This is a genomic window from Streptomyces sp. 796.1, assembly GCF_047525675.1.
In the GTDB taxonomy this organism is placed as follows: domain Bacteria; phylum Actinomycetota; class Actinomycetes; order Streptomycetales; family Streptomycetaceae; genus Streptomyces.
The window spans coordinates 140,011-153,287 of sequence record NZ_JBLIWA010000016.1; the positions used below are offsets into that span (position 1 = coordinate 140,011).

Here is a 13,277-nt window from a genome sequence, read left to right on the forward strand (position 1 = left end):
GTCCCGTGCACGCCCGCCGCCGCAACCGCGGCCGGGCCCGGGGCCGCCGCCATCTTGCCCGTCCCAGCCGCCCGGCCCGTCCCGACCGGCGGCGTACGAAGCTGACCCTCCCGGCCACACCGGCGGACCCCACAGCGGGAGGGTCGGTCCGGCACAGGGGTCCGCACCCACAGGCCGCCCCCGACGGCGTCCGCCCCACCTCCCGCCGTGCCCGCCACGCCCCGTCAGCGGCCCCGTCAGTGCGCGTCACGCGCCTGCGCCGCCCGCCAGCTGCGCGGCGACCGGACACCCGGCAGGACGGGCGCTCGCCGCGGGGGAGGCCGGGACCACTCCACCCACGTGTGCCCCGCCCCTGGCTCCCCCGACGCGCCAGGGCCCCACCGTTCCCAGGAAGGGGACCCATGTCCTCGCAGCCGTTCGCCCCTACCAAGCCGCACCTGAACATCGCCGCCATCGGCCACGCCCAGCACGGCAAGACCACCCTGGCCCGGGCCATCACGCGGGTGCTCGGCCCGGGTGCCGACGCCGGCGTCGACGCCGTGCCGCCCGCCCGCAGCGACCGCGCCCTGGACGCAGCCGCGCGCGGTGCGCTCAAGAGCACGCGCGTGGAGTACGAGACCGGAACCCGCCACTACGCCCTCCGCGACCTGCCGGGCGAGGCCGCCGGCATCGAAGAGGTGATTTCGGCGGCGGCCCAACTCGACGGGGCCGTGCTGGTCGTCTCGGCGGTCGACGGCGTACGCGCCCAGACCGTCGAACACCTGTTGATCGCCCGCCAACTCGGTGTCGAACACCTCGTCGTCGCCCTCAACAAGGCCGACGTCGGCGATGACGAGGCGATGGAGCAGATCGAACGCGAGGTCCGCACCCTGCTGGCGGCCCACGGCTATCCGCGCGACACCACGCCCGTCGTACGGGTCTGCGCCCGGGGCGCGCTGGAGGGCGAACCGCGCTGGGTCGGCACGATCGAGGCGCTGCTCGACGCCGTGGACACCTACCTGCCCACGCCGCGCCGCGAGCCCGAGGCGCCCTTCCTGCTCCCGGTCGACCGGGCGCTGCCGGGAGCGGGCCGGGGCACCGTGATCGCCGGCACCATCGAACGGGGCAGCGTGCGCAGCGGCGACCTGGTGCAGGTCGTGGGGCCCGACATCGAGACGGCGGTGATCGGCCTGGAGACCTTCGGCGCCGGCATGAGGAACCGGGCCGCGGCCGGCGAACCCGTGGCGCTGCTGCTCCCGGGCCTCCCGCGGGCGGCGCTGCGCCCCGGTGACCTGGCCGCCGCACCCGGCAGCCTGACCCCGCACCGCCGCTTCACCGCCCGGGTCCAGGTCTTCCCCGCAGCGGACGGCCGGAGCACCCCGTTCGTCACCGGCTACCGGCCACGGTTCTTCCTCCGTACGGCACACATCGACGGCGAGATCGCCATCCCGCGCCCCAGCGCGCCGCACGCCGGTGACACGCTCACGCTGCGGGTCGAACTCAGCCGGGACACCTCCGTCCAACCCGACCTGCGCTTCGTCATCCGCGACGGCGGCCGGACGGTGGGCGCCGGCACGGTGCTCACCACCGAGGGCTGAGCGTGAACGGGCCCGGGCCCGCCGGGGCCGGTCGCCACTACGGGGCCGGCACCGGCGGTCGGCCCGCTGGCTTCCGGCCCGGGCTCCGCGGGCCCGTTCGGGCAGCACAATGGGGGAGTGGACGACCGGATACCCGTGAACCGCGCCGTGGACTTCGGCGCCGCCAAACTGCTGCCCGACGTGGACCGCCCCGGCGGCTGGCTGCTGACCGTCGACGGCGCCCCGCAGTCGTACGTGGACCTCGAAGACCCGCTGCACCTGGAGTTCGAGTACACGCGGCGGCTCGGGCACGTGCTCGACACGGCGGAGCCGGCGGGGCCGCTGGACGTGCTGCACCTGGGCGGCGGCGCGCTCACCCTGCCGCGCTACCTGGCGGCCGTCCGGCCCGGCTCCCGGCAGTGCGTGATCGACGCCGACCGCGGGCTGCTGAACCTGGTCGCCGAGGCGCTGCCGCTGGCCCCCGGCGCGGAGATCGACGTACGGGCGGCCGATGCGCGCGCCACGCTCGACGGCGCACCCGACGCCTCGGCCGACGTGATCGTCGCCGACGTGTTCAGCGGCTCGCGGGTGCCCGCGCACCTCACCTCCGTCGAGTACGCGCGACAGGCCGCCCGGGTGCTGCGTCCGGCGGGCCGGTACGCGGCCAACCTGGCCGACGGCGCACCCTTCGCCTTCCTGCGCTCCCAGGCCGCCACGCTCGCCACCGCCTTCGCCCACCTGTGCCTGATCGCCGAACCCGGCGTGCTGCGCGGGCGCAGATTCGGCAACGCGGTCCTGCTCGCCTCCCAACGGCCGCTCAGCACGGACGCGTTGGCCCGGCGCATCGCGGCCGACCCGTTCCCGGCCCGGCTGGTCGACGGGGCGGCCTTGCACGACTGGGTGGCCGGGGCGGACCCGGTGTGGGACGCGGGCGCGGTGCCGTCACCTGCACCGCCCGATGGGGCGTTCAGCATCGGCTGACCGCCGGCTGCGCGCCTGGTCGGCCGCCGGCCACCGCTGCCGTACGCGGGGCCGGGCCCCGGCAGCCGCCGTCCGCTGCGGGCCCGAGCACCGTCGCCGGCACCGTGGTCGCCACCGACCGCGGCCCGGCCCGTGCCCGGGCACACGGCGGGGCGCCCACCGGATGTGTGAACCGGTGGGCGCCCCCGGGGTGCCGTCGGTGCGGAACCGTTGCCGCACGCGCGCCGAGCGTGCCGTCCACGCCCCCGCCGCAGCCCCCGCGCCGCGGCGAACGGCGAGATCCGCCGAGCGTTCTAGTCGTTGGACTTCAGCGGGCGCAGGGTGCTCTTGATCTTCTCGATGGTCTCGTTCGGCAACTCGCCGTCGACACCGGTGGCCGCGTGCAGGACCCACAGTGCGTAGTCGCCGTTGATGTCGGTGTACGCCACCGTGAACGCCTTGCCGTCGGTCGTGCACTTGCCGGTCTTCTTGACCCCGGTGACCGTCGCGGACGCGGCGTAACCCTTCAGGCCGTGGTCGCTCTCGAACGGCTTGGCCTTGGAGACCTTGCGCTGCCCCGTCTGCTTCTGGTCGTAGCCGGCGAACACCCAGTTCTCCGCCTCGATCTCGGCCGCGCTCGCCTCGCTCTTGGCGCCGAGCGCGCCCTTGGTGCCGGTGCCGCCGAGGTCGCTGGTGTCCGGCCGGGTGCTGCCCTCGACCTTGACCGAGCAGGCGTCCTGCTTGTACTTGGCGGGGCTGGACATGACGACCAGCGGCTTGCCCTTGTCGCTCTCGAACCCGACCGACAGGCCCGCCGACTCCACCTTCCAGTCCGCCGTGTCCGGGACGTCGAAGGCGACGTGCCGCTTGGCGCTGATGACCGTCTTCCAACCCGGGATGACGGGCTTGGCGGCCGGGTCGGCCGCCCGCGGGTTGTCCCCGCCGCCGCGCGGGTTCTCCGGCGTGGCGGTCGGCTCCTGCGACCCGCCGGGCTGCTGGGACCCCGCCGGCGCCGACGGCTTGGTGGACTCCTTGGCGGTGTCCTTCTTGTCGTCCCCGTCGTCGCCGGAGAAGAGCACGACACCGACCACGGCAGCGGCGGCCACCACGGCCCCGGCCGTCACGATCGCGATGGTCTTCTTCCGCTTGTCCCCGCCGCCCTGCGGGGGCTGTGGCGCACCCGGCGCCGCCGGCGCGTTCCAGGTGGGCGCCTGCTGGCCCTGCTGCGGCGGGTAACCCGGCTGCTGGTACGGGCCCGGCTGCGGGGCCCCGGTCGGCGGGCCGCCCTGCGGCTGGGCCGGCGGAGGCGTCTGGTACGGGTTGGGCGCGCCCGGCGCGGGCGTCTGGTACGGGTTCGGCTGCCCCGGTGCCGGAGCCTGGTACGGGTTCGGCTGTGCCGGCCCCGACTGCGGGTGTCCCGGCTGCTGGTACGGGTTCTGGTCCTGCGGGTTTTGCTCGCCCCCGGGCGGCTGCTGTCCTGGCCACATGGCGAGTAACGATAGAGGGACGGCCCAGCGGCTGCTACGTCCGCCCTTCCGGGGAGGCTGCCCGCGGCCCTTCCCACGACTTTCTACCCGCTGGTAACTTTCGGGTATGTCAGAGACCCTGCCGTCGATCGGCGACATGCTCACGGCCAGCGTGCCGATGGTGCGCACGCTCAACCTCGAATTCGTCGAGACGAGCGCCGAGCGCGCCGTGTTGCGGCTACCGGACCAGCCCGACTACCACAACCACATCCAGGGGCCACACGCCGGCGCCATGTTCACCCTCGCCGAATCCGCGAGCGGGGCGATCGTGATGGCCGCCTTCGGCGACCAGTTGAGCCGCGCGGTGCCGCTCGCGGTACGCGCCGAGATCGGCTACAAGAAGGTCGCCAAGGGCGTCGTCACCGCCACCGCGGAGCTCGGCCGTCCGATCGCCGACGTCCTCGCCGAACTCGACGCCGGTGAGCGGCCCGAGTTCCCGGTGCACGTCGCCATCACCCGCGAGGACGGGGCCGTGACCGGCGAGATGACGATCGTCTGGACCCTGCGCCCGCACTCCTGACGGGCGGCTCGGCCGGGCCGTGCCGCACCACGCCGGCCCAGCCTTCCCGTACGCGGGCCTTCCCGCACTCCCACTCGGCCCGGGCGTGTCGCGCGCCCCGGCCCCGCGCCGCCGCGGCGTCCGTGGGGTGAGCCGTTCCGGCCGCGTTCCCCGCTGGCCGGGGTGGACGCCGCCGCGCCCACGTCCGGGTGCGTCGGCGGGTCCAGTAGGCTGCCCGGCGCGCCGGGCGAGGGCCGGGCGCGGCGAAGGTCTCAGGACAGGGTCTGCGGGGAGGAACGGCGTTGCACATCCAGGAATGGTTGGAGACCGTGCCGGCGGTCAGCATCTACCTGCTGGTGGGGTTGGTCATCGGCCTGGAGAGCCTGGGCATCCCGCTACCCGGTGAGATCATCCTGGTCAGCGCGGCCCTGTTGGCCGGGACCCAGGACCACATCAACCCGGTCATCCTCGGCGCGTCGGCCACCGCGGGCGCCATCATCGGCGACTCCATCGGCTATCTCATCGGCCGCAAGGGCGGGCAGCCGCTGTTGCAGTGGCTCGGCAGCAAGTTCCCCAAGCACTTCGGCCCCCGACAGGTGGCCGCCGCGGAGCGCTCGTTCCAGAAGTGGGGCATGTGGGCGGTGTTCTTCGGCCGCTTCGTGGCCCTGCTGCGCATCTTCGCCGGGCCGCTCGCCGGCGTGCTGCGCATGCCGTACTGGAAGTTCCTCATCGCCAACGTGCTCGGCGGCATCGTCTGGGCCGGCGGTACGACGGCGGTCATCTACTACCTCGGAGTGGTCGCCGAGGACTGGCTCAAGCGCTTCTCCTGGCTCGGCCTGGTGGTCGCCCTCCTCATCGGCCTGGTGTCGATGCTGGTGATGAAGCGCCGGGCGCAACACCAGGAGCAGGGCCAGACCACCGAAGCCGACACGGAACCGGTGGCCGCCGCACACCCGACCAAGGACGCCACCGCCACCGCCATCGATGCCGACGCCGACGCCGGGGCCGGCAGCGTCGCAGCGGCCACCACCGGCGCCACCACTGCCGCCACCGCGGGCGGGGACGACGCGCCGGCCGCGGTCTCCTCCTCGTAACCCCCGTGCCCCGGGCCGCTGCCCGGGCGTGCGCACCGGGCGCACCGTCCCCTGCCGGGGCGGTGCGCCCTTCGCATGTGCGGCGCGTCCCGGGGCCCGTCGGCCGGCGAGGGCCCGGTGGCCGTGGCACGGCCCGCCGCGGCGCGTTGCCCGTGCGGCGCGGCATGTCGCCCGTACGGCGTGCGCCCCCGGCGCGTGGCCGGCGCGCAACCGGTGGGGGTGGCGCGGGGCGGCGTAGTGACGGCGTCACACCCCGTACGGGGGCGGGGCGGTGGGCCGCTGCCCGGCCAGGGACCGCGGTGGTGCCGGGGCCACCGTGGGGTGTGGGCACGGTGTGCTCTGCGGCGCTGGTCGGGGCAGCGAGGCGGAGGGCACGGTTCAGGGGCGACTCAAGTGACGGTACGTCTCATTGAGTGGGGGTCTCGTGAGCAGTCCTGCCTTATCCATCGAGAAGTTCGAGAAAGCTCCGCGAAGGGTCCAACGGCCCGTACTCGCGGAGGCGCACGACGCGGTACTGAACGATCTCTGTGCGGAGTTGTTCGCCTCGCTGCCCCGCAGCGACCAGCGGAAGAAGGGCAGGGACTACCTGTGGTGCCTGCTGGGCACGCACGGACGCAAGACGATACGGAACATCGCGATGCTGCTCGGCGGTCAGGCGGCCGAGCAGAGCCTGCACCACTTCGTCTCGGGTTCCACCTGGGACTGGGACCCGGTGCGGCAGGCGCTGGCCCGCTATGTGGCCCGTGCCGTCCCGCCGCACGCCTACGTGGTGCGGCCCCTGGTCATCCCGAAGACCGGGGAGAGCACGGTGGGGGTGGAGAAGCGTTACTTCCCCGCGCTCGGTCAGGTGCTCAGCGCCCAGCAGGCGGTGGGTGTGTGGGCCGGTTCCGCGACGCTGTGCAGTCCGATCAACTGGCGTCTGCACCTGCCCCGTTCGTGGATCGACGACGAGGACCGCAGGCGCCGTTCGGCGATCCCGGACGAGGTGGTGCCGGAGTCGCACGCGGACTGCGCCGTGGCGGCCTACCTCCAGATCACCGAGAGCTGGGGGCTGCCGATGCGACCGGTGGTGCTGGAGGCGGCGGGCCCTGACCCGGTCGGCACCATCCGCAGGCTGCGGGCCGCCCGGCGCGGGCCGTTCCTGGCCCGGGCCGGGAGCATGGTCCGCCTGGTGGTGGACGATCCGGCGCTGCCGGGACGCGGCCCCGAGCCGCTGTCGGCCTACCAGATCCTGGGCCTGGCCCGCCGGCTGCGCCGCCCGGTGCTGCTGCCCGGACACTCGGCGGGTGCGCCGACCCCGGCCCTGGTGGCGGGGGTCCGGGTGCGGCTGCCCGCCGGGCCTGGTGGGCCGGGGACCGACGGCGGCGAACTGTTGCTGCTCGGCGTGGGCGAGGACGGCCAGCGGTGGCCGGCCGAGGTGTGGCTCACCGACATGGTCGACGCGCAGCCGGCGCCGCTGCTGCGCATCGCCCATCTGCTGCACCGGGTCGACCACGACTTCGGCCGGATCAGCGACCGGGTGGGCATCCGCGACTACACCGGGCGCTCGTTCGGCGGCTGGCACCGGCACGTCACCCTCGCATCGGCGGCGCACGCGGTGGCCGCGCTCTGCGAGGTGGACGGCCGCCGGCTGTCCCGTACGGCCTGAGGGCTGCCCGGACGAGGCCCGCCCCACCACCATCCCCACCGCTCTGGCGTACGGACCCGCTGTGCTCCGGCACGGCCGGCCCGTACGCCGCGGCGTGAGACGGGCACCCGGACCCGGGCGGCGCGGGCCAGCGGAGTGCGGGGCGTGGCCGGGCGAGCGGGGGGAGAGGGAGCACAGGGCGGGTGTGGGCGGGCATCCGCGCGGGTGGGCGGGGCGCGGCGGTGAGTGGGGGGTCGTCGTGGTGGCCGCAACACACAGCACGCGTGGCGGCGTATTCCGGGCTGCCGGCTGCGTACGGAGAGCGGCTGGGCGTGGGCCGCAGGACGGCCGGGCGCGGTGCGGCGTGGCGTTCGGCCGAGGGAGAGGGACCGTACGGGCCGGGCCAGGACGGCGCGGGTGCGCCGCGGGACCTTCCGGCGAGGCGAGGCGAGGCGGGGCCGCGCCGCCGCATGGGCGGGGGTGGCGCCCGCGCGGGCTCAGGGCCCGGGCGTGTGGTCGGCCCTGGACGCACCGGGGCCGCCGCGCAGACCGCGGCGTATCCGGGTCAACCGCAGCGCCAGGTGGATGTCGAGCGCCCGGTCGGGCTGCGTCCACTGGGGGCCGAGCAGGCTGCTGATCCGCTCGATGCGCCGGGCGACGGTGTTGGGGTGCACATGGAGCCGCTTGGCCGCGTACGTGGGGCTGCCGCCCGTCTCGAAGTACGCCTCAAGGGTGTGCGTGAGCTCGGTGTAGTGCTGGGCGTCGTGGTCCAGGACCGGGCCGATCGTGGTGGTGATGAACCCCTCCACGTCGTGGTGGTCGGACAACAACACGCCCAGGAAGCCGAGTTCCCTGGCGGAAGCGGTGCCGCCGGTGGCGCCGAGCGCGGTCAGCGCGTCCAGGCAGCGCTGTGCCTCGCGGTGCCCCTCGTAGACGGCGCGCGGGCCGGTGACCGGGCCGGCCGCGCCGACCGTGACGGGATGGCCGAGCAGGGGCGAGAGCTCTTCGCCGACCGCGCGGGCCGCCTCGCCGGCGTCGGTGCCCGGCAGCAGCAGCACCACACAGCCCTGGTGCCGGCTCTTCAGCCCGTTCATCCGCTGCGCGTAGGACGAGGCCCAGATGGCGGCCTTGCCCTGTGCCTCGCCCTCGGGTCTGGCCACCACCACCACGTGCGGCGTGTTCAGTTCGACGTTCAACCGTCTCGCGCGGCGCTCCAGTTGGGCGATGGGCCGCTGTGAGCGGGTGAGCAGGTCGTCCAGGAACTCGTCACGCACCTGGCCCTCGACCGCGGCGGTGCGGCTCTTGTCGAGCAGCAGGAGTACCGCGATGGCCTGGGTGACGCGGCGCAGCGCCTGCCGGTCGCGTTCGGAGACCGGCCGCCCGGTGTACAGGAACAGGGTGCCAAGGACCTCGGCCCCGGCGGAGATCGGCGCCGCGCACCCGCCGTGCGCCAGCGGCACCGGCTCGCGCGCCGCGTGGGCGTCCAGGGTCGCCGCCTCCAGCGCGGTCTCCATCGCCTCCACGGTGTCGCCGCAGGAGGCCAGCGTGGTGCCGTTGGGCGCGTAGACCCGGACCATGCCGCCGAGTTCCTTGCTCGCCTCGCTGACCAGGGTGTGCAGTTCGCCGCCGTTGAGTGCCAGGTCCACCAGGCGGATGTGGGAGTCGCCCAACTCCTGGTTGCCCTGGAGCGCGGCCTCGGTGTGGGCCACGCGCTCCTGCAACTCCGTGACCTGCTCGGTGGTGCGCTGGGCGGACTCGGCCTTGCCGATCGCCGCCCCGGCCAACTGGCCGAGCGAGGCCATCAGCGAGATCTCGTCGGCCGTGAAGTGCCGCACGTTGCGGTCGGCCACGTACAGCACGCCGAACGGTGGCTGGGTCTGGCTGAGCGGGACGCCCATCATGGCCCGCAGCCCCTCCGTGCGCACCACCTGGTCGATCGCGGGGCTGTGTCGGATGCGCTGGTCAGCGAGGTAGTCGGCGGTCCAGAAGGGCGCCGGGCTGGACATCACGTCGCCGCCGATGCCTTCGCCGTAGGGCAGCCGCAGCCCGACGTTGAGGGCCGATATGTGCCCGTCGGAGGAGCGGACGAGGCTGTAGCGCGGATCGTCGTCGGGGAAACTGATCCAGGACATGTCAAGGCCGAGGAGCAGTCTGGAGCGGCGCGTGATGGCGCGCAGTACGGTGTGCAGGTCCTGCGGGTGGGAGAGTTCGCGCGCGGTGTCCACCAACGCGCTCAGCCCCGATTCACGGCGCTGATGGCGCTGCACTTGGGTGTGGACGACCAGCCCCAGTCTTTTCGCCCGCTCTAATCGGTTCATTTCCTGCGCCGACAGGCCCTGTTGTCGGGCCTCCTCGGTCAGCGCCTCGTACCATTCCATCGGGGCTTGCTTGGCGAGTAGTTCGAGTACGGCGAGAACGTCTGATTCCGCTTTTTCATCCGGCATGGCCGTTGCCTGCACCCCCTGAGTCACGGCTGAGTATGGATCCACGCGCGTATGCCACACGGTCTTACCAGCCGTACTTGCGCCGTCAACGATGCCCAAAAAGCGCGAAAGAATGTAAGGCCGGTTACGGGTGGTGGCTGGGGCACCACCCCGGGGGGCCGGCAGTGTTGCTGGGTCACCTTCCGGCACTCCGGTTGCATAACCGAGAGTTGACCTGCGTCGAAGTGGTGAGCGTGGGCTCACCAGGGGTTTGGGGGGATGTAGGTGTCGGACGTCCGCGATTACCGACGTTCACTTGCGCGCAGCCGTGAGGCGTTACGCAGCGGAGAACGTCCGAAAACGTTCCTGCTGGACGGCCGGGAGTGGGATCTCCTACCGGAGGTGTTTGCTCCGGATATCTCGCCCTCGTCCGGCCACTCCCTCGCCCTCCTCGGGCTGTCCCCCCACCTCACGCCGCGTTCCGGTTCGCTGCTCGAAATCGGCTCGGGCACCGGGGTGGTCGCCGTGCTGAGCGCCGTCGCCGGGTGCGAACGCGTGGTCGCCGCCGACATCAACCCGCAGGCCGTACGGAACACGGCCAGCAACGCGGCACGGCACGGCGTCGCCGACCGGGTGCGCGCGGTGCGCAGCGACCTGTTCGACGGCCTGGACCCCGCCGAGCGCTTCGACGTGATCTTCTGGCACTCCAACTACGTGTTGGCGCCGGCCGACTACGCCTACCGCGACATGCACGAGCGCGGCTACGTCGACCCGGGGTACGCGGCCCACCGCCGCTATCTGGCGCAGGCGGGCGCCTGGCTGGCCCCGGGCGGGCGCGTGTTGCTGCACTTCAGCAGTCGGGGAGACCTGGCCGCACTGGAGCAGGTGGCGGACGAGACCGGCTGTCGCCTGGTCGCCGCCCGCACCCTGTCGGCCCGCGAGGGCGAGCACCAGATCGAGCACACCTTGCTTGAGGTGGTCGCCCGGCGCGGCTAGGCCGGCACCGTGCGGTGCGCCGCGGTGGGAGCGGGCGCCTGGACGGGAACGGGCGCCCGGCGACGGCGTCGTACGAGGCGACGGCCGTCCATACGCGATGGGCCCTCGGCCGTGACGTGCCCGGCCCTCGCCTGACGGAGGGGGATCGACCATGGGCACGCCCATGCGCACGTTGCTGATAGACAACTACGACTCATTCACCTACAACCTCGTCCACTACCTTGCGGACGTCAACGGGCGGGAACCGGACGTCATCACCAACGACGACCCCACCTGGCGCAGCGCCCACCTGGCCGCGTTCGACAACGTCGTGTTGTCACCGGGGCCGGGAAACCCCGCTCGCCGGGGCGATTTCGGCATCTGCCGCGAGGTGATCCAGGAGGCCGCCATTCCGCTGCTCGGGGTGTGCCTCGGCCATCAGGGACTGGGGCTGCTGAGCGGTGCGCAGGTGGTCCCGGCACCGGAGCCGCGCCACGGTCGCATCTCGCCCGTACTGCACGACGGCACCGGGCTTTTCGCCGCCATCCCCTCGCCGTTCGACGTGGTCAGGTACCACTCGCTGGCCGTCGCCGGGCTTTCGCCCGAGCTCCAGGCCACCGCCTGGACCGCGGACGGCGTGGTGATGGGACTGCGCCACCGCCACCGGCCCCAGTGGGGCGTGCAGTTCCACCCCGAGTCCATCGCCGGGCACTACGGGCACCGCCTGCTGGCCAACTTCCGGGACCTGAGCGAGCGGTTCACCCGCGGCACCTCGCGCGGCCCCCGGGCCGCCCTCCTCACCACCAGCGGCCTGGTGGGCCAGCGCCCCCGACCCCGACCCCGACCCCGCCCGGCCGGCATCCAGCGGCCCGCCCCACTGGGCCCGCCCCCGCCCGCCCAACTCCGCACGCCCCCGCCCGCCCAACTCCGCACGCCCCCGCCCGCCCAGCCCTGCACGCCCCCGCCCGCCCAGCACCGGCGCGAGCTGCGGGTGCTGTGCCGGACGTTGCCCACGCGGTGGAGCGACGAGGCGGCCTTCGCCGCCCTGTTCCACGGCGGTGACCACGCCTACTGGTTGGACAGCAGCAGGCCCGACGCCGGGCCCGGGCGGTTCTCCATCATGGGCGACGCCTCGGGCCCGCTCGCCCGGGTGGCGAGCGCCGACGCCACCCGCGGCACCGTGACGGTCCGCTCCCGCTCCGGCACCGAGGTGATCGCCGGCGGGTTCCTGTCCTGGCTCGACCGGGACCTGCGCGGGCTGCGCACCACCGCCCCCGAACTGCCCGTCGACTTCGCCCTGGGCTGGGTGGGCTACCTCGGTTACGAGCTCAAGGCGGAGTGCGGCGGCGAGCGCGCCCACCCGGCGGAGGACGCCGACGCGGTCATGGTCTTCAGCGACCGGGCCCTGGTCATCGACCACGCCACCGGGACCAGCCACCTGCTGGCGCTGGCCGAGGACGACGGCGCCCCGGCCAACGACTGGCTCGACGCGGCGGCCGAGCGGCTCGCCACCCTGGTCGACACCGAACTGCCGGCGCCCGCACCACCGCTGCCGACCGGCGAACTCACCCTGCGGCACAGCCCCGAGCGGTACCGCGAGCTCATCGCCGAGTGCCTCACCGAGATCGGCAGGGGCGAGACGTACGAGGTGTGCCTGACCAACCTGGCCGAGGCCCGCGGCGACCTGGAGCCCTGGGACGCCTACCGCCACCTGCGGCGGGTCAGCCCCGCCCCGTTCGCCGCCTTCCTCGACTTCGCCGGCGTCAGCGTCCTCAGCACCTCGCCCGAACGGTTCCTCAGCGTGGACCGCTACGGGTGCGCCGAGTCCAAGCCGATCAAGGGCACCCGGCCGCGCGGCGCCACCCCCGAGGAGGACCGTGAACTCGTCGCGGACCTGCTCACCAGCGAGAAGGACCGGGCCGAGAACCTGATGATCGTGGACCTGGTCCGCAACGACCTCGGCCGCTGCGCCCGGCTCGGCTCGGTGGAGGCGGAGGAGATCTTCCGCGTCGAGTCGTACGCCAAGGCCCACCAGTTGGTCAGCACCGTACGGGCCAGGCTGCGGCCCGAGATGTCCGCGGTGGACTGCGTACGGGCGGCCTTCCCGCCCGGCTCGATGACGGGCGCCCCCAAGATCCGCACCATGCACATCATCGACCGTCTCGAAGGGGGGCCGCGCGGCATCTACTCCGGTGCCATCGGCTACTTCTCGCTGACCGGCGCGGCCGATCTGAGCGTGGTGATCCGCACCGCCGTACTCACTCCGGGCCGGGTGCGGTACGGCGTCGGCGGCGCCATCATCGCCCTGTCCGACGCCGAAGCCGAGTACGCGGAGACCGTCGTCAAGGCGGCCCCGCTGACCGCGCTCACCGGGGCGGAGCTCCCGGCCCTCCGGCAGGATGCGCTGACCCGCTGACCCACCCGCTGGTGGGCGGGGCCGGTGGGCCTGGGTGGGGGCGCGCCGGTGGGGCCCGCCGGGCCGGGTGGGGCTGGTGCGAGACCGGCGCGGGGCCGGTGGGTGGCGGTGGTCGGCGCGGGGCGGTTCGCGTACGCGGGCGGCCCGGGAGGTGGCCGCGCGTGCGCGCGCCCGGTCGGGCCGGTAGCCGGGCCACCTTCC

General features: G+C 74.0%; 9 protein-coding genes. 7 read left to right on the forward strand and 2 right to left on the reverse strand.

The window, feature by feature from the left end:
• The first annotated feature begins 401 nt into the window (after positions 1–401).
• Entirely contained in the window at positions 402–1,577 is a 1,176-nt protein-coding gene (locus tag ACMA1D_RS13325) for a GTP-binding protein (protein ID WP_414724137.1), read from the forward strand.
• Positions 1,578–1,694: 117 nt separating this feature from the next.
• Positions 1,695–2,537: a spermidine synthase gene (locus ACMA1D_RS13330; RefSeq protein ID WP_414724138.1), complete on the forward strand. Its 843-nt coding sequence runs from the start codon at positions 1,695–1,697 to the stop codon at positions 2,535–2,537.
• Positions 2,538–2,830: 293 nt separating this feature from the next.
• Here ACMA1D_RS13330 and ACMA1D_RS13335 read toward each other — a convergent pair whose 3' ends face one another.
• Entirely contained in the window at positions 2,831–4,003 is a 1,173-nt protein-coding gene (locus ACMA1D_RS13335) for a hypothetical protein (protein WP_414724139.1), read from the reverse strand.
• Positions 4,004–4,109: 106 nt separating this feature from the next.
• On the opposite strand from ACMA1D_RS13335, the gene ACMA1D_RS13340 reads away from it, so the two are divergent.
• From ACMA1D_RS13340 to ACMA1D_RS13350, 3 genes are all read left to right on the forward strand, one after another.
• The gene (locus ACMA1D_RS13340; RefSeq protein ID WP_349997134.1) at positions 4,110–4,562 is read left to right on the forward strand and encodes a DUF4442 domain-containing protein; all 453 of its coding nucleotides are present in this window, start codon (positions 4,110–4,112) and stop codon (positions 4,560–4,562) included.
• Positions 4,563–4,843: 281 nt separating this feature from the next.
• Positions 4,844–5,635, forward strand: a complete 792-nt coding sequence (locus ACMA1D_RS13345) for a DedA family protein (RefSeq protein WP_414724140.1) — start codon at positions 4,844–4,846, stop codon at positions 5,633–5,635.
• Positions 5,636–6,059: 424 nt separating this feature from the next.
• The gene (locus ACMA1D_RS13350; RefSeq protein ID WP_414724141.1) at positions 6,060–7,283 is read left to right on the forward strand and encodes an IS701 family transposase; all 1,224 of its coding nucleotides are present in this window, start codon (positions 6,060–6,062) and stop codon (positions 7,281–7,283) included.
• Positions 7,284–7,759: 476 nt separating this feature from the next.
• Here ACMA1D_RS13350 and ACMA1D_RS13355 read toward each other — a convergent pair whose 3' ends face one another.
• Positions 7,760–9,706 (reverse strand): helix-turn-helix domain-containing protein, encoded by a 1,947-nt coding sequence (locus tag ACMA1D_RS13355; RefSeq protein WP_414724142.1) that lies wholly within the window; start codon positions 9,704–9,706, stop codon positions 7,760–7,762.
• A gap of 381 nt (positions 9,707–10,087) precedes the next feature.
• On the opposite strand from ACMA1D_RS13355, the gene ACMA1D_RS13360 reads away from it, so the two are divergent.
• Positions 10,088–10,681, forward strand: a complete 594-nt coding sequence (locus ACMA1D_RS13360) for a 50S ribosomal protein L11 methyltransferase (RefSeq protein ID WP_414724143.1) — start codon at positions 10,088–10,090, stop codon at positions 10,679–10,681.
• Between the two features lie 163 nt (positions 10,682–10,844).
• The gene (pabB, locus tag ACMA1D_RS13365; RefSeq protein WP_414724144.1) at positions 10,845–13,076 is read left to right on the forward strand and encodes an aminodeoxychorismate synthase component I; all 2,232 of its coding nucleotides are present in this window, start codon (positions 10,845–10,847) and stop codon (positions 13,074–13,076) included.
• Positions 13,077–13,277 lie beyond the last annotated feature (201 nt).

What these genes read in the sequence shown, in the direction of transcription:
- ACMA1D_RS13325 (WP_414724137.1), top strand. Translation starts at nt 402, where the DNA reads ATGTCCTCGCAGCCGTTCGCCCCTACCAAGCCGCACCTGAACATCGCC.
- ACMA1D_RS13335 (WP_414724139.1), bottom strand. Translation starts at nt 4,003, where the DNA reads ATGTGGCCAGGACAGCAGCCGCCCGGGGGCGAGCAAAACCCGCAGGAC.
- ACMA1D_RS13340 (WP_349997134.1), top strand. Translation starts at nt 4,110, where the DNA reads ATGTCAGAGACCCTGCCGTCGATCGGCGACATGCTCACGGCCAGCGTG.
- ACMA1D_RS13355 (WP_414724142.1), bottom strand. Translation starts at nt 9,706, where the DNA reads ATGCCGGATGAAAAAGCGGAATCAGACGTTCTCGCCGTACTCGAACTA.
- pabB (WP_414724144.1), top strand. Translation starts at nt 10,845, where the DNA reads ATGCGCACGTTGCTGATAGACAACTACGACTCATTCACCTACAACCTC.